Annotated in this window: 18 protein-coding genes; 12 read left to right on the forward strand and 6 right to left on the reverse strand. The window is 72.6% G+C overall.

Annotation, left to right across the window (positions count from 1 at the left end; all coding sequences use genetic code 11):
* Positions 1–149 precede the first annotated feature (149 nt).
* Positions 150–1,895, reverse strand: a complete 1,746-nt coding sequence (treZ, locus tag IEZ11_RS11725) for a malto-oligosyltrehalose trehalohydrolase (protein WP_189262608.1) — start codon at positions 1,893–1,895, stop codon at positions 150–152.
* A gap of 175 nt (positions 1,896–2,070) precedes the next feature.
* Here treZ and IEZ11_RS11730 point away from each other — a divergent pair, with 175 nt between their 5' ends.
* The 3 genes from IEZ11_RS11730 to IEZ11_RS11740 all read left to right on the forward strand — a co-directional run bounded on the left by IEZ11_RS11730 (position 2,071) and on the right by IEZ11_RS11740 (position 4,540).
* Positions 2,071–2,622, forward strand: a complete 552-nt coding sequence (locus IEZ11_RS11730) for an FHA domain-containing protein (protein ID WP_189262609.1) — start codon at positions 2,071–2,073, stop codon at positions 2,620–2,622.
* Positions 2,623–2,777: 155 nt separating this feature from the next.
* Positions 2,778–4,130 carry a M14 family zinc carboxypeptidase gene (locus tag IEZ11_RS11735; RefSeq protein ID WP_229712972.1) on the forward strand — a complete coding sequence of 451 codons (1,353 nt, stop codon included), beginning with the start codon at positions 2,778–2,780 and terminating at the stop codon, positions 4,128–4,130.
* Positions 4,127–4,540, forward strand: a complete 414-nt coding sequence (locus IEZ11_RS11740) for an SSI family serine proteinase inhibitor (protein WP_189262610.1) — start codon at positions 4,127–4,129, stop codon at positions 4,538–4,540. The genes IEZ11_RS11735 and IEZ11_RS11740 overlap by 4 nt, the downstream gene beginning before the upstream one ends.
* An 85-nt stretch (positions 4,541–4,625) precedes the next feature.
* Here the strand turns inward: IEZ11_RS11740 and IEZ11_RS11745 are convergent, their stop codons facing one another.
* From IEZ11_RS11745 to glgX, 3 genes are all read right to left on the reverse strand, one after another.
* The gene (locus IEZ11_RS11745) at positions 4,626–5,885 is read right to left on the reverse strand and encodes a M14 family zinc carboxypeptidase (protein ID WP_189262611.1); all 1,260 of its coding nucleotides are present in this window, start codon (positions 5,883–5,885) and stop codon (positions 4,626–4,628) included.
* A gap of 238 nt (positions 5,886–6,123) precedes the next feature.
* Positions 6,124–8,511 (reverse strand): malto-oligosyltrehalose synthase, encoded by a 2,388-nt coding sequence (gene treY, locus IEZ11_RS11750; RefSeq protein ID WP_189262612.1) that lies wholly within the window; start codon positions 8,509–8,511, stop codon positions 6,124–6,126.
* A 98-nt stretch (positions 8,512–8,609) separates the two neighbouring features.
* On the reverse strand, positions 8,610–10,718 hold the full coding sequence (gene glgX / locus IEZ11_RS11755) for a glycogen debranching protein GlgX (RefSeq protein ID WP_189262613.1): 2,109 nt from the start codon (positions 10,716–10,718) through the stop codon (positions 8,610–8,612).
* 196 nt (positions 10,719–10,914) lie between these two features.
* On the opposite strand from glgX, the gene IEZ11_RS11760 reads away from it, so the two are divergent.
* The 4 genes from IEZ11_RS11760 (at position 10,915) to IEZ11_RS11775 (ending at position 15,284) form a co-directional block, all read left to right on the forward strand.
* Complete coding sequence (locus IEZ11_RS11760; RefSeq protein WP_189262614.1) at positions 10,915–11,730, forward strand: Tat pathway signal sequence domain protein; 816 nt, start codon at positions 10,915–10,917, stop codon at positions 11,728–11,730.
* Positions 11,731–11,788: 58 nt separating this feature from the next.
* Entirely contained in the window at positions 11,789–13,105 is a 1,317-nt protein-coding gene (locus tag IEZ11_RS11765; protein WP_189262615.1) for a copper amine oxidase, read from the forward strand.
* Positions 13,106–13,208: 103 nt separating this feature from the next.
* Positions 13,209–14,450, forward strand: a complete 1,242-nt coding sequence (locus tag IEZ11_RS11770) for a DUF5919 domain-containing protein (RefSeq protein ID WP_189262665.1) — start codon at positions 13,209–13,211, stop codon at positions 14,448–14,450.
* 114 nt (positions 14,451–14,564) lie between these two features.
* A complete protein-coding gene (locus IEZ11_RS11775) occupies positions 14,565–15,284 on the forward strand; it encodes a 3'-5' exonuclease (RefSeq protein WP_189262616.1) in 720 nt (239 codons plus the stop codon).
* A gap of 126 nt (positions 15,285–15,410) precedes the next feature.
* Here IEZ11_RS11775 and IEZ11_RS11780 read toward each other — a convergent pair whose 3' ends face one another.
* A complete protein-coding gene (locus IEZ11_RS11780; protein ID WP_189262617.1) occupies positions 15,411–16,274 on the reverse strand; it encodes a phosphotransferase enzyme family protein in 864 nt (287 codons plus the stop codon).
* A gap of 170 nt (positions 16,275–16,444) precedes the next feature.
* On the opposite strand from IEZ11_RS11780, the gene IEZ11_RS11785 reads away from it, so the two are divergent.
* The 3 genes from IEZ11_RS11785 to IEZ11_RS11795 are packed head-to-tail and all read left to right on the forward strand — an operon-like array spanning position 16,445 to position 19,472.
* On the forward strand, positions 16,445–17,365 hold the full coding sequence (locus IEZ11_RS11785) for a carbohydrate ABC transporter permease (RefSeq protein ID WP_373294896.1): 921 nt from the start codon (positions 16,445–16,447) through the stop codon (positions 17,363–17,365).
* A complete protein-coding gene (locus tag IEZ11_RS11790; RefSeq protein ID WP_189262618.1) occupies positions 17,362–18,195 on the forward strand; it encodes a carbohydrate ABC transporter permease in 834 nt (277 codons plus the stop codon). Before IEZ11_RS11785 ends, IEZ11_RS11790 begins: the two co-directional genes overlap by 4 nt.
* A complete protein-coding gene (locus IEZ11_RS11795; RefSeq protein ID WP_189262619.1) occupies positions 18,195–19,472 on the forward strand; it encodes an ABC transporter substrate-binding protein in 1,278 nt (425 codons plus the stop codon). Before IEZ11_RS11790 ends, IEZ11_RS11795 begins: the two co-directional genes overlap by 1 nt.
* Before the next feature lie 75 nt (positions 19,473–19,547).
* On the opposite strand, the gene IEZ11_RS11800 is transcribed toward IEZ11_RS11795, so the two are convergent.
* Entirely contained in the window at positions 19,548–21,809 is a 2,262-nt protein-coding gene (locus IEZ11_RS11800) for an MMPL family transporter (RefSeq protein ID WP_189262620.1), read from the reverse strand.
* Between the two features lie 384 nt (positions 21,810–22,193).
* Between IEZ11_RS11800 and IEZ11_RS11805 the strand changes: the two genes are divergently transcribed.
* Positions 22,194–22,745, forward strand: a complete 552-nt coding sequence (locus IEZ11_RS11805; protein ID WP_189262621.1) for a DUF1697 domain-containing protein — start codon at positions 22,194–22,196, stop codon at positions 22,743–22,745.
* Positions 22,746–22,796: 51 nt separating this feature from the next.
* The gene (locus IEZ11_RS11810) at positions 22,797–23,834 is read left to right on the forward strand and encodes a ketopantoate reductase family protein (RefSeq protein ID WP_189262622.1); all 1,038 of its coding nucleotides are present in this window, start codon (positions 22,797–22,799) and stop codon (positions 23,832–23,834) included.
* Positions 23,835–23,843: the final 9 nt, after the last annotated feature.

The raw sequence follows: 23,843 nt of genomic DNA on the forward strand, positions 1-23,843 counted from the left end.
ACGGCCGCGGCGAGCCGCGGCCGAAGGCGTCAGGTGGGCGGCGGGCGGTTGTGAGCGGAGGGGTAGGTGGGCGGCGGGCGCTTGTGGCCGGAGGCGGCACGGGGCGGCGGTACGCGGGTGCCGGTGAGCGGTCGCCGGCCGGTCGGTGTTCAGGTCTGGGTCAGCACCACGCACGACTCGCCCGGCACCCGCAGCACCCCGTCGGTGTCCGGTGCCGCCACCGGATCCCAGGCGGCCAGGACCTCCACCTTCCCGGTGCCGAGCGGGATCGCGGCCGGTTCCCCGCCCAGGTTCACCGCCACCCGCACGTCCCCGCGCCGGAACGCCAGCCAGCGTGCCGTCTCGTCGTACGCCACCTTGGTGTCGGCGAGGTCGGGATCGGTGAGGTCCGGCTGCTCGTGCCGCAGCGCGATCAGCCGGCGGTACCAGGCCAGCACGCGCGCGTGCGGCTCGCGTTCCGGCTCGGACCAGTCCAGACAGGACCGCTCGCGGGTCGCCGGGTCCTGCGGATCGGGCACGTCCTCCTCGGCCCACCCGTGCGCCGCGAACTCCCGCCGCCTGCCGCGGCGTACGGCCTCCGCCAGGTCCGGGTCCGTGTGGTCGGTGAAGAACTGCCAGGGGGTGCCGGCCGCCCACTCCTCGCCCATGAACAGCATCGGCGTGAAGGGCGCGGTCAGCGCCAGGGTGGCCGCGCAGGCCAGCAGACCGGGGGAGAGGGACGCCGAGAGCCGGTCGCCCTGGGCCCGGTTGCCGATCTGGTCGTGGGTCTGGGTGTAGCCGAGCAGCCGGTGCCCGGCCACGCGTGCGCGGTCCAGCGGGCGGCCGTGCCGGCGGCCCCGGAAGCTGGAGTACGTGCCGTCGTGGAAGTACCCGCCGGTGAGCGTCCTGGCGAGGGCGGCGAACGGGGCACGCGCGAAGTCGGCGTAGTAGCCCTGGGACTCGCCGGTCAGCGCGGCGTGCAGGGCGTGGTGGAAGTCGTCGTTCCACTGCGCGTCCAGGCCGAACCCGTGCTCCGCGCGCGGGGTGATGACCCGCGGGTCGTTCAGGTCGGACTCGCCGACCAGGAACAGCGGCCGGCCGGACTCGGCCGCCAGCGCCGCCACGGCCGACGACAGCTCCTCCAGGAAGTGGCACGCGCGCGTGTCCCGCAACGTGTGCACCGCGTCCAGGCGCAGCCCGTCGATCCGGTAGTCGCGCAGCCAGGCCAGCGCGCTGCCCACCAGATACGCGCGCACCTCGTCCGACCCGGGCGCGTCCAGGTTGACCGCGGAGCCCCAGGGCGTCTGGTGCGTCTCCGTGAAGTACGGCCCGAACGCGGGCAGGTAGTTGCCGGACGGGCCGAGGTGGTTGTGCACGACGTCCAGGACGACGCCCAGGCCGAGTTCATGGGCCCGGTCGACAAACCGTTTCAGCGACTCCGGGCCGCCGTACGGCTCGTGCACCGCCCACAGCGAGACTCCCTCGTACCCCCAGCCGTGCCGGCCGGGAAACGGGCACAGCGGCATCAACTCCACGTGTGTGACGCCCAGTTCCCGCAGGTGAACGAGGCGGTCGGCGGCCGCGTCCAGGGTGCCCTCGGGGGTGTACGTACCCACGTGCAGCTCGTAGAGCACCGCGCCCGGCAGTGCGCGCCCCGGCCAGTCGGCACGCCACTCGTGGCGCCCGTGGTCGACGACCGCGCTGAGTCCGTCCGGGCCGTCCGGCTGGCGGCGCGAGCGCGGGTCGGGCAGCACCGGGCCGTCGTCCACGGCGAACCCGTACCGCGTGCCGTCCTCGGCGTCCGCCTCCCCGGTCCACCAGCCGGGCCGCTCCGGGACGCGCTCCAACGCGCGCGTGGCGCCGTCGCAATGGAGCGTCACACGGTCTGCCTGCGGTGCCCACACCTCGAACTGCACGGACGGTCCCCTTCGTCTGGCTCATCGTGAGGTAGTCCCTCCATCGTGCCGCGAAAGCGATCAGTCCGCTTTTGAATCCCGGCTTTCCCGGCCGGTGTCGCCGTCCGTACGCGCGCGTGACAGCCGTTTCCGCGTTGTCTGGACACCCGGGGTTCACTGACCCAGAATCGGCAGCGTGACGTCGTCCTTCGAGTTCCACACCTACCCCGCGCGGCTGTCCGACGCGGAGCGTGACAAGGCGCTGAGCGTGCTGCGTGACGGCGTCGCCATGGGACGGCTGTCGCACGACACGTTCGTGCGCCGCATGGAACTGGCGCTCGCCGCCCGCCGCGCCGACGAACTCGCCGCGCTCACCGCCGACCTGCCCCAGGAGAACCGCTTCGCGCGGGTGCTCTTCGGCACCGTCGAGGCCGTCTCCGGCTTCACCGTACGGCTGCGCCGGGCCTGGCAGGCCGAGCGGCTGCCCAAGCTGCAGTTGCCGCACCCGGCGGGCGGCCACCCGCTGCGCATCGGCCGCGACCCCGCCAGCGGGCTGCGGCTCAACCACGAGACGGTCTCCCGGGTGCACGCCGAACTGCGCCACCAGGGCGGCCTGTGGATCCTCAGGGATCTCGGCTCCACCAACGGCACGACCGTGAACGGCCGCCGGGTGACCGGCGCCGCCGTCGTCCGCGAGGGCGACCAGGTCGGCTTCGGCCGGATGTTCTTCCGGCTCGCGAGCGACTGAACCCCGGGCGGGTCCGCCGTCGCCCGAACCGTCCCGCGCGGTGGCCGAAAAGCGATTGTCCGTCGTGGTGTTGACGTACCCCTCAAGTCGTGACTGACTGTGCGTACACCATGCACACCATGTGAATCGACGGCACCGCATCGTGGAGGTGTGACCTGCCGCCCCTCCTCCGCTATCCGTCCGTCGACGAGCTCGCCTCGCGGGCGGCCGCGCTGGTCGCCGACCGCCCCCGGGACGCCCGGCTGCGCAGGGCGGGCGTCTCCCGCGCGGGCACCCCGATGTGGCTGCTTTCCATCGGTCACGGTGCCCGGCACGCCCTCGTCGTCGCGGGCCCGCACGCCAACGAACCCGTCGGCGGTGCCACCGTGCTGCGCCTCGCCGACCGGGTCCTCGCCGACCCGAGGCTCACCGAGGACGTCGACGTCACCTGGAACCTGCTGCTGTGCCTGGACCCCGACGGCGCACGCCGCAACGAGGGCTGGCTGGCCGGGCCGTACACCCTGGGCCACTACTTCCGGAACTTCTTCCGGCCCGGCTTCCTGGAGCAGCCCGAGTGGCTGCCCGACGGGGCGGCGGCCGCCACGCTGCCCGAGACCCGGGCGCTGCTCGACCTCCAGGACGAGCTGCGGCCCTTCCTCCAGTGCTCGCTGCACGGCGTCGACGTCGGCGGCGGCTTCGTCGAGCTGACCCGCGAACTGCCGGGCCTCGACCGACGCCTCGCGCACACCGCGACCCGGCTCGGCATCCCCCGCGAACTCGGCGCCTACGACGCCCTGTACTGGCCCACCCTGGGCCCGGCCGTCTACCGCGTCCCGCCGCCCCGCCGGGGCGGCCTGGCCGCCGCCATCACCGAGGCCGCCGTCGAGTCCACCTGGTACCACCCGTACCGGCACGGCACCGTCACCGCCATCGTCGAGGCGCCCATGTGGGGCGTGGCCGCCGTCCAGGACGGCACCCCGCCCGCCGACCGGGACGCGGCGCTGCGCGCCGTCAGCGCGACCCTGCGGCGCGACACGGAGCTCCTGGACGGCGTCCTGGCCCGGGTCAGGACGCAGCTGTCCGCGGCGCCGGACGCGGCCCGGCTGCTCGCGCCGGTCGACGACTACCTCCTCGTGCGCCCCGGCCTCGCCGACGCCTGGGACCCCGACACGGACGCCGGCAGCGCCCGCCCGCTGCCCCCGCTCAGCTCCGCCCACCTGGCCGCCCTGCGCATCGCCGGGCGGCGGCTGGCCCTGCGCGCCGCCGGGCTGCTGCACCAGCTGCTGCGCAGCACCGGCCACGACCCCGCGGCGGCCCTGCCCGACCTGGACCGGCTGATCGACACCTGGTGCGCGGACTACCACGACGCCCTCGGCGCGCGCTGGATCCCGGTCGCACGCCAGGCCGAGTACCAGACGCGCGTGGTCCTGAGCGCCTTCGAACTGGCGCACCGCCACGCGCGCGGGCTTGCCCGATCGGGTGAGCCGGGCTGGGGGACCGAGCCCGCCGTGCCGATGCACGGGGAATGACCTATCTCAGCAAAGCGACTGCGGCCGGCGGTGCCCTGCTGGCGGCCGTCCTGCTCGCCGCCGGACCGGCCCAGGCCGCGCCGGGCGCGGCGCGTGACGGCGACTACCTGTATCTGACCGTCACCACGGGCGACGGCCACTCCGGCGGCACCCGCGGCGCGCTGCTGCTCTGCGACCCGCCCCAGGGGCTCTCCCGCGCGGCCCAGGCCTGTGCCGAACTCGACGCGGTGGGCGGCGACATCGCCCGCCTCGCCCCGGCCGAGGGCGCGATGTGCCCGATGGTCTACGCGCCGGTCACCGCCCAGGCGCGCGGCCAGTGGAACGGCCGGCCGATCGAGTACCGCGAGACGTTCTCCAACTCCTGCCGGCTGGCTGCCCTGACGGGCCCGGTCTTCGCCCTCGACGGCTGACCGGCCCGCCCCGCGGGCGGCGTGCGGACCGCGGTCCGGGCCCCGGCCCCACGCCGCCCGTTCACGCCGCCGTTCACGCCGCCGCTCATGCCGCCTGCTCCCGCGCGTGCTGCGCGGCCGCCAGCACCGTGCGGGACTGGTGCTCCACCTGGCGCTCCAACGGCACCCAGCGGGCCCGGAAACGCTCGCCGTAGGCCTCGCACCAGGAGGCCACCAGCTCCTCCAGCCGCGGCGCGGCGCGGTCGTCCGCCTCCCGCAGCACCCGCAGCAGCATCGACGCGGCCCGCAACGGCAGCCGCCGTCCGAAGGCGTCCACGCTGCCGATGTACGCCATCGTGGTGTCGACCGGCGGCCGCTGGATCCAGTCCTCGGCCAGTCCGGGGATCAGCCCCAGCGCCCACCGGGCGGCCCGCAGCAGCGGCCCGTCCAGGCCGCCGAGGGCGTCCAGCCGGGGCAGCACCTCGGCCAGCACCCGCTCCACCTCCCGCGAGTCCCGCAGCAGCCGGCGCGCCAGCCGGCGCATCGCCGCCGCCGGCGCCGGGTGCGGCGCCGGGTCGTCGACCAGGTCGCTCGCCCACATCGGCACCTCGACCACGGCGGTCAGGCCGCCGTAGCGGTGCGCGTGGTACCAGGTGCTGTGCCGCGCGTCGTCCGGCATGCTCGGGTACGCCACCCCCGTCTCCGGACCGGGCATCACCCGCACCCCGGGCCCGGAGGCCGGCCAGCCCGCGGCGTCCGAGGCGCCCGTCTCCACCGGGATGTGCAGCTCGGCCGCGGACTTGGCGAACGGCTCGGCGAGGCCCGGCACGTCCCTCGTCAGCTGCACCCAGCTGCCGCCCAGATCGGTGCCGTGCAGCGTCACCTGGAGGTAGGGACGAAGCTCGTCTATCACCCTGATCAGGGCCCGGGTCTCCGGCGGCAGCCGGTCCGGCGGCAGCACCGACGGCGACCACTCCGGCTGCTCCGGGCCCGCCGGCCGGTAGAAGCCGAGGTGGTAGTCGAACAGGCTGCGCGGGGCCGGGGTGACGTGCAGGCTCGCCCCGTCCGGGTCCGCGCACAGCAGGAAGTGCCAGGAGTTCTCCGCCCGCAGATCCCGCTCGTACAGCACCCGTTCGGCCAGTACCTGGAGGGTGCCGCCCCCCGTCGGTTCGTTGGCGTGGGCCCCCGCGACCACCAGCACCGCCCGCCGGGCGTGCCCGACGGAGAGCAGGTGCAGCGGTCTGCCCGCGCGGGAGAGGCCGATCTGCCGCAACGTGCACAGGCCGGGCCGGTGAGCGGCCAATGCCCGGGCGGTTGCGACGAGTTCGGGAACACTGGGGTAACGCAGCTCCGGCAGGAGACTCACCCCCGACTTGTCCGCCCGGCTTCGCATTCCCCAGTCCCGCACGGCATAGGTGAACTGTCAAGAACCTCCCGGGGGAGGCTCCAGGGGGCGCCCAGAGGCATGTGCTGTCGGCCGACGGGGCGGTTGACGCGTGGTGGGGTCGCGAAGCCTTTTCGGGGCGCGGAACGGCTCCGCGCGCCGATAAGCGACGCGCTCCGCGCCCGGCGAGTTTCAGCAAACCGGCGAACCGGCCGCATATTCACTCGTACGAGTGAATCCTGTCGTCGGCGGCCGGTCGGTCGCCGTCTGCCACCCGCGCCAGCAGCGCCACCGGCAGCGCGTCGAAGAGCTCGCCCACGCGCGCGTGCCCGGTGAACTCCCGCCCCGGCGACAGCGCGTCGGCCCAACGCCCCGGCGGCAGCGGCAGGACCGTGTCCCGCCAGCCGCCCGCCGCGGCCAGTCGCAGCGACAGCCGGGTCACCGCCGTGACCACCTCCCCGGAGCGCGCGAACGCCAGGCAGTGCGCCGCGGCCGGCCCGGCGGCGGTCAGCGGCGCGTACGTCGCCCCGTCGCCGAAGGCGCCCGGACGCCGCGCCCGCAGCCGCAGCGCCGCCGCCGTCACCGCGTCCTTCTCGCCCGGCCGGGCCGGCGGGAAGGAGACCGGCCGCCGGTTGTCCGGGTCCACCAGCGCCCGGTACTCGCCCTCCGTGCCCTGGTAGACGTCGGGCACCCCCGGCATCGTCAGATGGACCAGAGCCGTCCCCAGCACGTTCGCCCGGACATGCGCCGCCAGCGAGGCCCGGAAGGCGGCCACGCGCTCTCCTGGCGCCCCGCACGGCCCCGACCCGACGAACGAGACCACCGCCTCCTCGTACGACGGCTCCTGCTCCGTCCAGCTCGTGTGCAGGCCCGCCTCCCGGACATGCTTCACCAGCGCCCCCCGCACCCGCTCCGGGTCCGCCGGGCCGAGCCCGAACACCGTCTGCCAGGCCGCCCAGGCCAGCTGCGCGTCCGGTACCCCCTCGCCCTCCAGGGTCACCTCGGCCAGCACCTCCGCCCAGCGCTCCGGGCACTCCGTCAGCACCGCCAGCGCGGCCCGCACGTCGGCGCTGCGCTTGGTGTCGTGCGTCGTCACCACCGTGCCGGTGAGCGGCCAGTCGCGCTGCACGCGCGCGCAGTACGCGTGAAAGGCCTCGGGGGAGACACCCGGGCTGCCCGGGTCCCCGCCCACCTCGGTCGCCGACAGCAGCGGCACATAGCGGTAGAACGCGGTGTCCTCCACCGACTTGGCCCGCAGCGCCGAGGCGGTCTGCGCGAACCGGGTCCGGAACTCCGCCGGCCCCGGCCCGTCCCCCGCCAGGAGCAGTCCGCGCACCACGTCCACCGCCCCGCCCTCCGCGGGCACCACGAAGGCCCGCCGGGCCTCCTCGGCGGCCTCCGCGGTGACCACGTCGGCCACGTCCCCGGAGGCGTACGGCCGGTACACCCGCATCCGCACCAGCAGTTCCCGGAGCGCGGTGCGCAGCGCCCAGGGCGCCCGGTCGCGCAGTACCGGATCCGGCGAGGCCGCGCACGCGCGCGTGGCCACCCGCGTCAGCCGGTCCGTCTCCGCCGCCAGCTCGTGCGTGATCACCTGGTACGCCGCCCGCCGCACCGTGGCCGCCCAGTCGCCGCCGCGGTCCGGCTGCGGGGCCGCGGACAGCCGGTACCGGCCCAGCAGTTCACCGGCGCCCGCGGGATCCGTGAACAGGCCGTCCACGTGCCGCAGGGCGTCGTACCCGGTGGTCCCGGCGACCGGCCAGCCGGCCGGCAGCCGCTCGCCGTCCGCCAGGATCTTCTCGACGACCGTCCAGCGCCCGCCGGTCGCCTCGTGCAGCCGCGCGAGATAGCCGTCGGGGTCGGCGAGACCGTCGGGATGGTCGACGCGCAGCCCGTCCAGCACGCCCTCGCGCAGCAGCTGGAGGATCTTGCCGTGGGTGGCCTCGAACACCTCCGGGTCCTCCACCCGCACCCCGATCAGCTCCGAGATGCTGAAGAACCGCCGGTAGTTCAGCTCGGTACGGGCCAGCCGCCACCACACCGGGCGGTACCACTGGGCGTCCAGCAACTCCGGCAGCGGCAGCTCCGCGGTGCCCTCGCGGAGCGGGAAGGCGTGCTCGTGATAGCGCAGCACCTCCCCGTCGACCGCCAGCTGCCCGAGCACCTCGCCGACCGGTCCGCCCAGTACCGGCACCAGCAGCTGCCCGCGCTGTGCCTCCCAGTCGATGTCGAACCAGCGCGCGAACGGCGACTTCGGGCCCTCCCGCAGGACCTCCCACAGGGCGTGGTTGTGGCGGGGGGACATCGCCATGTGGTTCGGCACGATGTCGACGACGAGACCGAGGCCGTGCGCCCGCGCGGTGCGGGCCAGTGCGCGCAGCCCGTCCTCGCCGCCGAGTTCCTCGCGCACCCGCGTGGGGTCGACGACGTCGTAGCCGTGGGTGGAGCCCGGGACCGCCTCCAGGACGGGGGAGAGGTGCAGGTGGGAGATGCCGAGCGAGGCCAGGTACGGCACGGCCGCGGAAGCCGCCGAGAAGGGGAAGCCGGGCTGGAGCTGGAGTCGGTAGGTGGCCGTCGGGACGGTGGGGGTGATTCGCTCGGCTGTCATGCGGACGTATGTACCCGTCTGGTTGGGTTCTCTGTCAGAGTGCGGGCCGGTGGGGGTTTGTCGCGCAGTTCCCCGCGCCCCCAAGGGGGCGCGGTGCCTTATGCCGGCCGCTTCAGGACAGTCAGGCTCCGGCTCGCCAGCGTGAGGCGTTCGCCGCCGTCCACCTTCGGCCCGGCCGACATCGGCTCCGCCCGTGCCGTGTCGACCACCACCTCCCACTGGCGGCCGTGGTTCACGGGCACCAGGAACTCCAGCGCCGCCGGTGACGCGTTGAACATCAGCAGGAACGAGTCGTCGGCGATCCGCTGGCCCCGGGAGCCCGGTTCCGAGATCGCGTTGCCGTTCAGGAACACCGTGAGGGCCGACGCCTGCGCCGAGTCCCAGTCGCGCTGGACCATCTCGTGGCCCTCGGGAGTGAACCAGGCGATGTCGGAGAGCTCGTCGTGGGTGCCCTCCACCGGACGGCCGTGGAAGAAGCGGCGGCGCCGGAAGACCGGGTGCTCCTTGCGCAGCCGCGCCATCGCGCGCGTGAAGTCCAGCAGCTCGCTGTCCTCCTCGGATGACGGCCAGTCCACCCAGGACACCTCGTTGTCCTGGCAGTACGCGTTGTTGTTGCCGCCCTGGGTACGCGCGAACTCGTCGCCGTGGCCGAGCATCGGCACGCCCTGGGACAGCATCAGCGTGGCGACGAAGTTACGCATCTGCCGCTCGCGCAGTTCGAGGATCGCGGGGTCGTCGGTGTGGCCCTCGACCCCGCAGTTCCACGAGCGGTTGTGGCTCTCGCCGTCCCGGTTGTCCTCGCCGTTGGCCGCGTTGTGCTTGTCGTTGTACGACACCAGGTCGTGCAGCGTGAAGCCGTCGTGACAGGTGACGAAGTTGATGGAGGCCAGCGGGCGGCGGCCGTCGTCCTGGTACAGGTCGGAGGAGCCGGTCAGCCGGGACGCGAACTCCGCCAGTGCGCGCGGCTCGCCGCGCCACAGGTCGCGCACGGTGTCCCGGTACTTGCCGTTCCACTCGGTCCACAGCGGCGGGAAGTTGCCCACCTGGTAGCCGCCCTCGCCCACGTCCCAGGGCTCGGCGATCAGCTTCACCTGGGAGACGACCGGGTCCTGCTGCACCAGGTCGAAGAACGACGAAAGCCGGTCCACCTCGTGGAACTGCCGGGCCAGGGTGGCCGCGAGGTCGAAGCGGAAGCCGTCGACATGCATCTCGGTGACCCAGTACCGCAGCGAGTCCATGATCATCTGGAGTACGTGCGGGGACCGCATCAGCAGCGAGTTGCCGGTGCCGGTGGTGTCCATGTAGTAGCGCGGGTCGTCCGTCAGCCGGTAGTAGGAGGGGTTGTCCAGGCCGCGGAAGGACAGCGTCGGGCCCAGGTGGTTGCCCTCGGCGGTGTGGTTGTAGACCACGTCGAGGATCACCTCGATCCCGGCCTCGTGCAGCGCCCGGACCGCCGACTTGAACTCCAGCACCTGCTGGCCGCGGTCGCCCCAGGAGGCGTACGCGTTGTGCGGGGCGAAGAAGCCGATGGTGTTGTAGCCCCAGTAGTTGTTCAGGTCCATGTCGACCAGCCGGTGGTCGTTCACGAACTGGTGGACCGGCATCAGCTCCAGGGCCGTGACGCCCAGCGCCGTCAGGTGCTCGACGACGGCCGGGTGCGCCAGGCCCGCGTAGGTGCCGCGCAGCTCCTCCGGCAGGCCCGGATGGCGCATGGTGAGGCCCTTCACATGGGCCTCGTAGATCACCGTGTGGTGGTACTCGGTGCGCGGCCGCCGGTCGTCGCCCCAGTCGAAGTACGGGTTGATCACCACCGACGTCATGGTGTGCGGCGCCGAGTCCAGGTCGTTGCGCTTGTCGGGGTCGCCGAAGTGGTAGCCGTACACCTCCTCGCCCCAGCGCACCGACCCGCTGACCGCCTTCGCGTACGGGTCGAGCAGCAGTTTGGCCGAGTTGCAGCGCTGCCCGCGCCCGGGTTCGTACGGGCCGTGCACCCGGAAGCCGTACCGCTGCCCCGGCATCACGCCCGGCAGGTACGCGTGCCGTACGAAGGCGTCGCTCTCCCGCAGTTCCACCGCCGTCTCGGAGCCGTCGTCGTGCAGCAGACACAGCTCCACTCGGTCCGCGGCCTCCGTGAACACCGCGAAGTTGGTCCCGGCGCCGTCGTACGTGGCGCCGAGCGGATATGCCCCTCCAGGCCAGACCTGCATGAAGTCGACTCTTCCAGGTGCGTCCTGCGCCCGGAGGCGCCTTGGTCATGAGTCTGCCCGAAAGTAATGGAACCCCTCGTGACTTACGTCCCTCTTACTCGGCGACCAGAGCACACCGTGGCTTATGCGGCGATGTGTGCCGAACCAGTGGGGCCGAGACGTACTCCCTGTGACCAAGGGGGAGTAGGGGGAAGATGTGCGCAAGATAGTGCACCGCCATCTGGGCAAAGTGGTGGCCGGTGCGGGACTGGCGGTGGCGGGCACCGCCGTGATGGTCGGGATCACCCTGCCGGGTACGGCAGGGGCGAACGAGTCGGGAGGAAGCGCCGGAGGCGCCGCGGTCGCCGCCCAGCAGGGCGGCCAGGGATCGGGCGCCGTCAAGCCGGGCGTGGTGGAACAGGCGCCGGCCGAGGGGAAGAAGGGCACCGGCAGCGACCCGCTGACCGACGACGAGACCAAGCGCGTCGAACAACTCGCCCTGACCAAGCAGATGTTCAGCGCCGGGGAGAACGTCGAGGGACGGCGCGGTCCGGAGCGGCTCAGCGTCGACCTCGCCGAGCCGGACGCCGACGAACTGGACGCCACGAACGCGCCGCGCCGCGCGGACGTGACGTTCTACGACTACCGGGACGACACGCTCGTCACCCGGACCGTCAACCTCGACACCGGCAAGGTGGAGCAGACCACCAGCCGTACGGGCGTCCAGCCGCCGCTCAGCCACGACGAGAACGTCGAGGCCCTCGAGGTGCTGATCGCCGACCCGCTCGGGGCGGGTCTGAAGGCGGACTTCAAGGACGCCACCGGCAGCGAGCTGACCGACCCGGAACAGCAGCTGCTGCTCAACAGCGCGGTCTACCGCGCCACTCCGGGCGCCCAGCCGGCCGCGCTCGACAAGTGCGGCGAACACCGCTGCGTGCGGCTGTTCCCGAAGGTCAAGAACGGGCCGTGGATCGACGCCAGGTCGCTCGTCGTCGACCTGAGCGCGCGCAAGGTCGTGAAGCTCGGCAGCTGAGCCGGCCCCTCCGTTCATCTTTCCAGCCTGCATCTCCCGTACCAGGAGTCACTTCGTCATGCATCCGAACAGAATCCGCCGTGTCCGCAGGACGGCCGCCGTCGGCCTGTCCGCGGCCGCGCTGGCCGCCGGCGTGACCACCGCGGCCGGGCCCGCCGTCGCCCAGCCGAAGCGGGCCGCCGCGGCCGCCGCCGACTGCTCCGCCGCCTACCGCATCGAGCAGAAGCTCTCCACCGGCACCACCTGGCGGATGTGCTGGCGCTACGACAGCAAGGCCGGACTGGTCCTGGAGCACATCTCCTACCAGCCCAAGGGCGAGCCGGCCCCCATCAAGGTGCTCTCCAGCGCCCGCCTGGCCCAGATCGACGTCCCCTACGACGACGGCAGCGTCGAGTACGACGACCTGACCGGGTTCGGCTTCGCCCAGGGCCTGGTGCCGCTCGCCTCGGCCGAGTGCCCCGGCGGCACCATCAAGACCGTCAAGGTCCCCGACGCCTGGGACCCCGCCCACCCCAACGTCAACGGCCTGTGCACCACCACCCGTTCGCGCGGCCACGCGTACCGGATGCAGGCCGACACCGGCAACAAGGTGTACCAGGCGCAGGGCAAGGACCTGTTGATCTACACCGTCAACAAGGTCGGCTGGTACGAGTACATGACCGAGTGGCGGTTCCAGGACGACGGCACGATCAACATGAACGTCGGTGCCACCGGCAGCCTCTCGCCGAGCGACTACGACGCCGGGGACGGCCGCGGCTGGCCGATCGGCAAGGGCGCCCACGCCTACGCCACCAGCCACAGCCACAACGTGTTCTGGAAGCTGGACTTCGACCTCGACGGCTCCTCCAGGAGCCGTGTCGAGCAGTACGACTCGAAGGTCAGCGCACCGGCCCACGGCCAGGAGGCGCCCAGCAACAAGACGACCCGTACCGACGTCACCAAGGAACTCGCCGGTGACGCCAAGAACATGCGCTGGTGGCGGGTGGTCAGCACGGCCGGCAAGAACAAGGACGGGCACGCCCGGTCGTACGAGATCGTCCAGGGCGCCAGCAACAAGTACCCGGGCCACGCCTTCACCTCGCACGACGTCTACTTCACCCAGTACGACAAGTGCGAGCAGTTCGCGAGCAACAACCCCGGCTGTGCGACCGGCCACCCCAAGACCGTCGACAAGTTCGTGAACGGGCAGACCCTCACCAACCCCGTGGTCTGGGTGAACGTCGGCTTCCACCACATCGCGCGCGACGAGGACCAGCAGCCGATGCCGGTCCACTGGCAGGGTTTCTCCATCGCCCCGCGGGACGTCACCGCTATGAATCCGCTCACTCCGGCCGCCCTCGCCGATCAGAACGGAGAGCCCGGAAACGGTAGTTGAGAAACGACCTGTGCATCCTGCTGCACCGCCGACCACTCCCGGAGTACCCTTCCTTGATCGTTGGCACAGGGAGAGCTCGGGGGAGCGGAAGGCGGTGCACGGGGTGGGCTCGGGAGGCCTGGAGCTGCCCCCTGGTGACGAGGGTCACGAGGGGAACTCCACAGACGTCCCGCCCGGCGCGGTGTCCCTGGCCCGGCCGATGGACGCCACGGGCTCCATCGGGCCGGAGCTGGAGTGGGATGCCGACGCCTGGCTGGAGGTGCGTACGCGCGCCCAGCGGGCCGGCCGGGCCTACATCTGGCTGAACCTCGTCGAGCAGCGGATGCGCACGGTCGTGGCCGCCGTGCTGCGGCCCATCTATGAACCCGTCCACGGCGACGAGTGGGTGGTGGCCGCCGCCGGTCCGGCCGGCCAGGAGTGGGTGCAGCGGGCGGTCGCCGTCCGCGAGGTCAGCCGCCGCAAGGGGTACCTGCTCGACCCGGCCGACGACAACGTGCTCAGCTTCCTCACCCTGCCCCAGCTGCGCGAGCTGATGGTGCAGCACTGGCCCTGCTTCGAGCCGTACTTCGACGAGCGCCGGGACGTCGAACTCGCCCTGGACGAGCTGGAGGTGACCCGCAACGTCGTCTCCCGCAACCGGGCGCTGTCCGGGGCCGTCCTGGACCAGGCCGAGCGCGCCTCCGCCCGGCTCCTGGAGATGCTGGGCGCGGGCGGCGACGTGCCCTCGGCGCGCCGGCTGCCGGTGGACGCGGTGGAGGACCTGGTCGGCGACCGCTACGCGGACGTCGTGGCCGTCCATCCCGACCGGGTCCGCCTGATGCGCCAGTTCCCGGCCGAGGACCTCTTCGGCGGCGCCCGCCGCCTGGACGCCATCGGCATCGGCCTCAACCTGCTCGTGCAGAACTTCTCCGGCCGCCGCCTGATCCGCCTCGCCGAGAGCGGCTGCCGGGTCCGGCTCCTCTTCCTCAACCCCGCCTCCAGCGCCGTCAAGCGCCGCGAACGCGAACTCGGGATGAAACGGGGCGAACTGGGCCGATCGGTCGAGATGAACATCCTCCACATGCGCCGGGTCCGCTCCCGGCTGCGCGACCCGGGCGCCTTCGAGATCCAGGTGTACGACGACACCCCCCGCTTCTCCGCCTACCTGGTGGACGGCGACGGCGCCGACGGGGTCGGCATCGTCCAGTCCTATCTGCGGGGCGCGCGCGGGATGGAGTCGCCCGTGCTGGTGCTGCGCAACGGCAACAAGGTGGTCAAGTCGGACGACGTGGGGGAGGCGGGTCTCTTCCCGACGTACCGTGAGGAGTTCGAGACGGCTTGGGTGGATTCGCGCCCGGTGTCCTGACGCGTGCCCCGACGGTGACGCGCCGGTAAGCGGAACGCGGTCGTCTGATTGTCAGTGGGGCATGCGAGGGTGGAGACCACTGGGGGAAAGCACCACCAAGAAGGGGGGCCGCCCATGGGCTGGCACCAGGAGCTCCTGATCGGCTTCGACCTGGAGACGACGGGTACGGATCCACGCGAGGCACGGATCGTCACGGCGGCCGTGATCGAGGTCAGGGCCGGGCAGGAACTGGGCCGCCGCGAGTGGCTCGCGGATCCGGGCGTGGAGATCCCGGCCGACGCGGTGGCGGTGCACGGCATCAGCAACGAGCGGGCGGCGGCGGAGGGCAGACCGGCCGACGAGGTCGCCGACGCCCTCGCGGGCGTCCTCACCGGCTACTGGCGCACCGGCGTCCCGGTCGTCGCCTACAACGCGACCTTCGACCTCACCCTGCTCTCCGCGGAACTGCGCCGGCACGGACTGCCGTCCCTCTCCGACCGCCTCGGCGGCCTGGACCCCGCTCCGGTCATCGACCCGTACACCATCGACCGCCGGGTCGACCGCTACCGCCGCGGCAAGCGCAACCTGGAAGCGGTCTGCGCCGAGTACGGCATCACCCTCACCGCCGCCCACAACGCCTCGGCCGACGCCCTCGCCGCGGCCCGCCTGGCCGGCGCGATAGCCGAGCGCCACCCGAAGATCGCGGCGCTGGGTCCGGCGGAGCTGCACCGGAGCCAGGTGGAGTGGTACGCGGAGTGGGCGGCGGACTTCCAGCAGTTCCTGCGGCGCAAGGGGGAGGCCGACGCGGTGGTGGACGGGGCGTGGCCCCTGCGGGAGCTGGCCGAAGTGGTTTGAGCGTTCCGCTCGGCTGGAAGCGGCGCGATGGCCCGTCGTTCGTCTGCGACGCCGTCGTGGCTGGCCGCGCAGTTCCCCGCGCCCCTTCGGGGCGCTCCACAGCGGGCGCTCCTTGGCGGGCGCTCCTCAGAAGGGGTACCAGCGCACCGACTCGTCGCCCTCGCGTAGCGACGCCACCCGGCGTCCGAACTCCGCCAGCGCCTTCGGGTTGCTCGGTGCGTGCTGGGCGACCCAGGCACAGCTCGCCGTCTCCCGGGCGCCGCGCAGCACGCCGCACCCCTCCCACGCGCGTACGTCCCACCCGTAGGCCTCGACGAACGAGTCGTACGCCTCGGCGGGCAGCCCGTACCGGTCCCGGGACAGTGCCATCACCACCAGGTCGTGCTCGCGCAGGTCCGAGGAGAAGGTCTCCAGGTCGACCAGGACCGGGCCGTCCGGGCCGACGTGCACATTGCGGGGCAGCGCGTCCCCGTGGATCGGCCCCGGCGTCAGCCGTGGCGTCAGCGCGGCCGCGGCCGCCGCGAAGCCGTCCCGGCGCTCCCGCAGATACGCCGCGTCGGCGGGGTCGATCGCGGCGCCGGCCAGCCGCAGCCAGCGCTCCACACCGCCCAGCAGCTCGCGGGGCGGCAGGGCGAAGGAAGGGGAGGGCAGCGCGTGCACGATCCGGAGCAGTTCGGCCAGATCCCGCGGTTCGGCCGGCCGCACCGGATCCGGCAGCCGGTGCCACACGGTCACCGGGTGGCCCTCGACGAGCAGCGCCTTCGGCTCGGCGGCCCGCACGGCCGGCACGCCCGCCTCCGCCAGCCAGCCGGCGATCTCCAGCTCGCGCCGGGCCCGGTCGAGCAGTTCGGCGTCCCGGCCGACCTTCACCACCAGGTCCCCGGCGGCGAACACCGCGTTCTCGCCCAGCGCGAGCAGCGAGGCGCCGGCCGCCGCGCCGGGCAGCACATCCGCCGCGGCCAGTACGTCCCGTGCCCTTGCCTCGTCCATCGCCCGCCTCCGTGTCCGCCGCTGTGCGTGTGCACACGGCGTGGTCTTCCCGCCTTCCGGTGGCCAGTCTCGCATCCACGGAGGTCGGACCAGGTGCGCGGTGCCTTGACGGGACCACCGGCCTTCACGACCATGTCCAGGCCCGACCGGGCCGCGCAAAGGGGGATGACGTGGCATTGGTTACCGACGCGGCGAGTGAGAGGCGGCCGGCCGCCGCACGTGTCACCGATCACGGCGCCTGGTTCCTGGTGCTGCCCGCCCTGATCCCGATCCTCGTGCTGAGCGTCGGCCCGCTGCTCTACGGGCTCCTGCTGGCCTTCACCGACGCCCAGTCCGGCCGGACCGCGGCGACCCGGTGGATCGGCGGTCTCAACTTCCGGGACCTGCTGCACGACACCCTCTTCTGGGAGTCGTTCCGGATCGGCCTGGTCTGGGCGGTCGGGGTGACCGTCCCGCAGTTCCTGCTCGCCCTCGGCCTCGCGCTCCTGCTCGACCAGGAGTTACGCCTGCGCCGGCTGGCCCGCGCCCTCGCGATCGTCCCGTGGGCGATGCCCGAGGTCGTCGTCGGCATCATCTGGCGGCTCGTCTACAACCCGGACGCGGGCGTCCTCAACGAGACCCTGCGCGACCTCGGCCTCGGCGACGGCCGGGACTGGCTCAGCGGCCTCGCCACCGCCCTGCCCGCAGTGATCGTCGTCGGCGTCTGGGCCGGGATGCCACAGACCACGGTCGCCCTGCTCGCCGGCCTCCAGAACACCCCGCGCGAACTGCACGAGGCGGCGGCGGTGGACGGCGCGGGCGCCTGGCGCCGCTTCCGCACCGTCACCTGGCCCGCCCTCAGACCCGTCGCCCTCGCCATCACCGCGCTCAACCTGATCTGGAACTTCAACTCCTTCGCCCTGGTCTACGTCCTCACCAACGGCGGCCCCGGCGGCAAGACCCGGCTGCCGATGCTGTTCGCCTACGAAGAGGCGTTCCGCTACGGCCAGTTCGGGTACGCGGCGGCGATGGGGTGCGTGATGGTCGCCGTGATCGCGGTGCTGCTGGCCGTCTTCCTGGCGGGGCGGCTGCGGGGAGGCGAGGACGCGTGAGGACCCGACCCGCAGCCCGCGCCGGACAGTACGCGGCCCTGCTCGCGTATCTCGTCTTTCTGGCCTTCCCGCTCCTGTGGCTGCTCTCCACCGCCTTCAAGTCGCCCACCGAGCTGGGCAGTCTGCACCCCACCTGGATCCCCCGGCACCCCACCCTGGCCAACTTCCGGCAGGCCTTCGACGAACAACCCCTGCTCCGGGCCGGTCTCAACTCCCTGCTCGCCGCGCTCGGGGCCGCGCTGATCGCCGTACTCCTCGCGACCCCGCTGGCGTACGTCATCGCCCGGCGCCGTACGGCACTGTCCCGGGCCGTCACCGGATGGGTGGTCGTCAGCCAGGCCTTCCCGTTCGTCCTGGTGATCATCCCGTTGTTCCTGGTGCTGAAGCACCTGCGGCTGATCGACTCCCTGTTCGGACTGGTCATGGTGTACGTGGTGTGGGCGCTGCCGTTCGCGCTGTGGATGCTCGTCGGCCACGTCCGCGCGGTGCCCGTGGAACTGGAGGAGGCCGCTGCCGTCGACGGGGCCGGGCGGCTGCGGACGCTGGTGTCGGTGACGGCACCGCTGCTGGCGCCCGGCATCGTGGCGACCGGGCTGTTCGCCTTCGTCACCGCGTGGAACGAGTTCTTCTTCGCGCTGGTGCTGCTGAAGACACCGGAGAAACAGACCCTGCCGGTCGTCCTCACCCATTTCATCGGCGCCGAGGGCGTGGCCGACCTGGGCCCGCTGGCGGCGGCCGCCTTCCTCGCCACCCTGCCCTCGCTGGTCGTCTTCGCACTCGTCCAGCGGCGGATCGCGGGCGGGCTGCTCGCCGGGGCGGTGAAGAGCTGATGCGCACCAGGCTCACTACGGCGGTCGTCGTACTCCTCCTGCTGCTCGCGGGCTGCACCTCCGCGTCCCGCACCGGCGGCCCGATCACCCTCCGCTTCCAGTCCCTGGCCTGGCAGGACGAGTCGGTCGCCGCCAACAGGGAACTGGTCGAGGAGTGGAACGCCACCCACTCCGACGTCAAGGTCGAGTACGTCCAGGGCAGCTGGGACAGCGTCCACGACCAGCTGCTCACCTCCTTCGAGGGCGGTGAGGCCCCGGACATCATCCACGACGCCTCCGACGACCTCGCGGACTTCGCCTACGGCGGCTACCTCGCAGACCTGACCGGCCTGTTGACCGACCGGCTCAAGTCCGGCATACCACTGCGCAGTTGGCGGACGGCGACCTTCGGGAACGGCATCTACGGGGTGCCCTTCCTCCAGGAACCGCGGGTGCTGATCGCCAACACGACCTGGCTCGCCGAGGCCGGTGTGCGCATACCCACCCCGGAACACCCGTGGACCTGGGCCGAGTTCCGGCAGATCACCGAGCGGCTCAGCGGCGACGGCAGGTACGGCGTCGCCTGGCCGCTCAAGGAGCCGGTCTCCGCCACGCTCAACCTGTCGCTGTCGGCGGGCGGGCAGCTCTTCCACCGGGGCGCCGACGGGAAGGTGACCGTACGGTTCCGGGCCGCCGACCAGGTCGTGCCGCGCACCGTCCACGACCAGGTCGTCGTCGACCACAGTGCTCCGGACTCGACGCTGGGCAGCGGTGGTTCGGACACCCTGCCCGGCTTCTTCGCCGGCAGGTACGCGATGGTCCCGCTCGGGTTCTCCTACCGCCAGCAGATCGTCCAGCAGGCGCCCAAGGGCTTCCGGTGGGAGGTGCTGCCCGCCCCGGCCGGTGCCGACGGGCTCGCCCAGGGTGTCAGTCCGCAGACGCTCTCCATCGCCGCGGACAGCCCGCACAAGAAGGAGGCGGCCGAGTTCATCGACTTCCTCCTCCGGCCGAAGAACATGGTCCGGCTCGCCCTCGGCGACTGGATGCTGCCCACCGGCACCGAGGCGCTCGGGGATCCCGCCCTGCACACCGCGACGTACGGGTGGGCCACCGGCACCGCCCTCGCCGGACACCTCGGCCCGGCCCCCGCCCAGACGGTCCGCGGCTATCCCGAGTGGAAGGACAAGGTGGCGACCCCGGCCCTCCAGGAGTACTACAGCGGCGCCATCGGCCTCGGTGAACTCCGCCACCGGCTGGAGACGGACGGCAACCTGGTGCTGGCCCGCTACCAGCGCTGAGACCTCAGGAGGACAGGGCCCGTTGGCTCCCCCGGAGACCAACGGACCCTGCGTGAAGGGGTGTTGCCGCGCGGCTCAGACCGGGAGCCGGTCCGCTTCGCCCCGCCCGGCGGCCGGTGCCACCGCCTCCGGCGACTCGTCGTGGGTCAGGTCCGGCAGCCACCGCAGCCAGTCGGGCAGGTACCAGTTGCGCTCGCCGAGCAGCGCCATCACCGCCGGGAGCAGCACGCCCCTGATGATCGTCGCGTCGATGAGGACCGCGGCCGCCAGGCCCACGCCCATCTGCTTCATGGACTGCATGGACAGCGTGCCGAAGATCCCGAACACGGCGACCATGATGACGGCTGCGCTGGTGACGACCCCGGCCGTGGTGACCACCCCGTGCCGGATCGCGTCCTTGGTGGACCGGCCGCGCAGCCGGGCCTCGCGGATCCGGGAGACCACGAACACGTGGTAGTCCATGGACAGGCCGAACAGGATCACGAAGAGGAACAGCGGCAGCCAGGTGACGATCGCGCCGACACCCTGCGCGCCCACCAGCGAGGCGCCCCAGCCGTGCTGGAAGACGGCGACGAGGATGCCGTAGGCGGCGCCCACCGAGAGCAGGTTGAGGACGATCGAGGTGATCGCGACCGTCAGCGAACGGAACGACAGCAGCATCAGCAGGAAGGCGAAGACGACGACGAAGGCGAAGACCGGGACGACCGAGCCGAGCAGCTGGTCGTTGAAGTCCTGGTTGCCCGCGACGTTTCCGGTGATCGGCGCCTGCACGCCGTCGACCCTGCCGAGCGTGGCCGGCCGCACCTCGTCGCGCAGCTTCAGCAGGCTCTTGCCGGCCTTGTCCAGGTCGGACCCGCCGACCAGCGGCACGGAGATCAGGGCGACGTTCTGGGCGTCGTGCAGCCTGATGTCGACCGGGCCGCGCGAGGCGCCCGAGCTGATCGCGCGCTCCTTGAAGTCGGTCAGCGCCTGCCTGACCTCGGGGGCGTTGATGTCCTTCGCCCTGACGACCACCTCGGCAGGCTCGGAGCCGCCCGGGAAGGCCTGGTTGACGCGGTCGTAGGTCTGCACGATCGGCAGCGAGTTCCCGAACTCCTGGTCCAGGGTGAGCTGCGAGGTCTTCATGCCGAGGGCGGGAGCGGCGACCGCGAGCAGGGCGCCCGTCGCGACGACCACGGAGAGCAGCGGCTTGGCGAGCACACCACGCAGCACGGCCGTCCAGAAGCGGCTCTCGGAGGGCCCGTGGGCCCGCTCACGGCGGCGCAGGAAGGGGATGCGGCCCTTCTCGACCCGGTGGCCCAGCAGGGACAGCAGCGCCGGCAGGACGGTCACGGAGCCGACCATGGCGACCGCGACGACCATCAGGGAGGCCAGGCCCATCGCCTCGAACTCGGCGAGGCCGGTGAAGAGCATGCCCGCCATCGCCACGCAGACCGTGACGCCGGAGACGATGATCGCCCGGCCGCTGGTGGCGGCGGCGATCCGGAGCGCGGTGCCCGCGTCCCGGCCTGCCTCCCGTTCCTCGCGTTCCCGGCGCAGGTAGAAGAGGCAGTAGTCGACGCCGACCGCCATGCCGACCAGCAGCATCACGGAGTTGGCGGTGTCGCTCATCGGCTGCAGATGGCTGACCAGACCCATCAGGCCCATCGTCGCCACGATCGCGGTGATCGCGAGGCCGACCGGGAGCAGGGCCGCCACCAGGGCGCCGAAGGCGATCAGCAGGATGCCGAAGGCCACCGGCACGGCGGAGTACTCGGCGCGCTGGAAGTCCTTGCCGAAGGCGTCGTCGTACTGCTTGTTCATGCTGGCGCCGCCGATCTCCTCGATCCGCAGCGTGCCGTGCGCCTTCTGCACCCGGGCCACCGCGTCCAGGACCGGCTGGACCCGGTCGCCGGCGGTCTCGGAGTCGCCACGCATGTCGAACTGGACCAGCGCGCTGCGGCCGTCCTTCGAGATCGTCCCGGTGATGTACGGCGAGGTGACGTCCGTGACCCTGCCGGTGCCGTCGACGGCCTTCATGACGTCCGTGACGGCGGCCTTGAAGACGGCGTCCGTGGCCTTGACCGACGGGTCCTCGGCCTGGAGCAGAACCGTCTCGCTCGCCGGTTGCCTGATGCCCGCGTCGTCGATGATCTGTGCCGCGGTGTGAGTCTCGCCCTTGAGCTGGTCGCTCTCGTCGACGTCGACCTGGCCGGCCGCCGAGCCGAGCCCCATCGCCAGGACGACGAACAGCACCCATATGCCGACGGCCGCCCAGCGGTGCCGGGCGCTCCAACCGCCGGCCCGGGCCGCCAGCCCCCGCACCCGCGTCTCTCCGTTCCCCTTGACGGGATCCATGACGGCAATGCCCCCCTCGTGTGCGGTGACGGCCCCCGGCCGCCACGTTCTCGTCACGATTTCCTTCGTTCGAATCGAAGGTATGGGCCCGATAAGAACGACTCGTCGTACTGCCCGGTGAAGTACGGCGACGGCCTCTCGTCGCCTGGGAGGATGTCGGGCCCTTACATCTATCGCCCCATCTCGGGGGTGATGATCAGGGGTGCCCCTTCCGACGACGGGGATCCTCTTTGTGATTGCGAAACCTTGTTGAACAAGTCACAGGTGCGTGTAGGAGTTGATCCGGCACGGTCCGATCGGCCAGAGTTTCGGGCAGCCCGGGTTGCCCGGCGCGGCCGTCGTGCCCACCCCCACGGGGCACGACGGCCGTTCTAAGGTGTTCGAATGACGACGTATGCGGCACTGCTGCGCGGGATCAACGTGGGCGGCAACAAGAAGCTCCCGATGGCCGAGCTGCGCACGCTGATGACCGGCCTGGGACACGACTTTGTGCGGACCTACCTCCAGAGCGGGCAGGCCGTGTTCACCTCCGGGCACGGGGGCACGGACTCCCTTGCGGCGGAGCTGGCCGAGGCGATCGAGGAGCGGTTCGGCTTCTCCGTCGACGTGCTCGTCCGCGACCACGCCTATCTGCGGGCGGTCGCCGAGGCCTGTCCCTTCCCGGCCGCCGAGCTGGAGGCCAGGCAGCTGCACGTCACCTATCTCTCCGAGCCGGCCGCCCCGGAGCGCTACGCCGACATCGACCCCGCCGCCCACCTCCCCGAGGAGTTCCGCCTGGGCGACCGCGCGCTGTACCTCTACGCCCCGGACGGCCTCGGCCGCTCCAAGCTCGCCGAGGCGCTGTCCCGGCCCCGCGTCCACAAGGGTCTGATCGCCACGACCCGAAACTGGAACACCGTCGTCAGGCTGGTGGAGCTCACGGCCGGGGAGGCGTGACCCCCGACCCTGCCCCGGGAGCGGGCCCGACGGCTGTGCGAGGCTCGTGCCATGCGCTACATCATCATCGGAGCAGGGGCCGTCGGCGGTGCGATCGGCGGGCGGCTGGCCGGCGCGGGACACGAGGTCGTCCTGGTGGCACGGGGCGCGCACCACGCGGCGCTGCGGGCCGACGGGCTGCGGCTGAAGGTGCCGGACGGCGAGTACACGTACCGGCTCCAGGCCGTCACCGGGCCCGGCGAACTGGGCGAACTGCGCGCGGACGACGTCCTGGTCCTCGCCGTCAAGACACAGGACACCGTGGCCGCCCTCCAGGCCTGGGGGCCGGCCCCGGTCGCCGGCGGCGGCACGGCGGCGGAGCGGCTGCCCCTGTTCTGCGCCCAGAACGGCGTGGAGGGCCAGCGCCTGGCCCTGCGTGTCTTCCGGCACGTCCACGGCGTCTGCGTCTGGCTGCCGTCGACCTTCGTCGAACCGGGCGTCGTCTCCGCCGGCGGCGCCCCGCTCACCGGCATGCTGCACCTGGGCCGCTATCCGCACGGCACCGGCGCGATTGCCCGGCTGGTCGCCGCCGACCTGGAGAAGGCGCACTTCGAGGCGCCGGTCGTGCCCGACGTGGCGCGCTGGCAGTACGCCAAGCTGCTGTCCAACCTCGGCAACGCGCTGGAGGCCGTCGCCGGGCCCATCGCCGACGACGCGGCCACGACCCTGTTCCGGCGGGTGCGGGCCGAGGGCGAGGCCGTGCTCGACGCCGCCGGCATCGCGTACGCGAGCGCTGCGGAGCAGCGGGAGCTGCGCGGCCACAAGGTGGACCTGGTCCCGCTGGACGGCGCCCCGCGCGGCGGCGGTTCCTCCTGGCAGTCCCTCAGCCGCGGCACCGGCACCATCGAGGCCGACTACCTCAACGGGGAGATCGCCCTGCTGGGCCGCCTGCACGGCGTGCCGACCCCGCTCAACGGCCTGCTCCAGCAGCTCGCCAACACCTTCGCGCGCGAACAGCGGGAGCCGGGCTCGCTGCCCGTCGAGGAGCTGGTCCGGCTGGCCGACGGGGCTGTCGCGTTTGTTCAAGAGGCCCGACCGGCCGCTTCCTAGCCTGGGGCG

The organism is Streptomyces fuscichromogenes (assembly GCF_014645815.1).
GTDB classification, from domain to species: Bacteria; Actinomycetota; Actinomycetes; order Streptomycetales; family Streptomycetaceae; genus Streptomyces; species Streptomyces fuscichromogenes.

What these genes read in the sequence shown, in the direction of transcription:
- IEZ11_RS11740 (WP_189262610.1), top strand. Translation starts at nt 4,127, where the DNA reads ATGACCTATCTCAGCAAAGCGACTGCGGCCGGCGGTGCCCTGCTGGCG.
- treY (WP_189262612.1), bottom strand. Translation starts at nt 8,511, where the DNA reads ATGACAGCCGAGCGAATCACCCCCACCGTCCCGACGGCCACCTACCGA.
- glgX (WP_189262613.1), bottom strand. Translation starts at nt 10,718, where the DNA reads ATGCAGGTCTGGCCTGGAGGGGCATATCCGCTCGGCGCCACGTACGAC.
- IEZ11_RS11765 (WP_189262615.1), top strand. Translation starts at nt 11,789, where the DNA reads ATGCATCCGAACAGAATCCGCCGTGTCCGCAGGACGGCCGCCGTCGGC.
- IEZ11_RS11775 (WP_189262616.1), top strand. Translation starts at nt 14,565, where the DNA reads ATGGGCTGGCACCAGGAGCTCCTGATCGGCTTCGACCTGGAGACGACG.
- IEZ11_RS11780 (WP_189262617.1), bottom strand. Translation starts at nt 16,274, where the DNA reads ATGGACGAGGCAAGGGCACGGGACGTACTGGCCGCGGCGGATGTGCTG.
- IEZ11_RS11795 (WP_189262619.1), top strand. Translation starts at nt 18,195, where the DNA reads ATGCGCACCAGGCTCACTACGGCGGTCGTCGTACTCCTCCTGCTGCTC.
- IEZ11_RS11800 (WP_189262620.1), bottom strand. Translation starts at nt 21,809, where the DNA reads ATGGATCCCGTCAAGGGGAACGGAGAGACGCGGGTGCGGGGGCTGGCG.
- IEZ11_RS11805 (WP_189262621.1), top strand. Translation starts at nt 22,194, where the DNA reads ATGACGACGTATGCGGCACTGCTGCGCGGGATCAACGTGGGCGGCAAC.
- IEZ11_RS11810 (WP_189262622.1), top strand. Translation starts at nt 22,797, where the DNA reads ATGCGCTACATCATCATCGGAGCAGGGGCCGTCGGCGGTGCGATCGGC.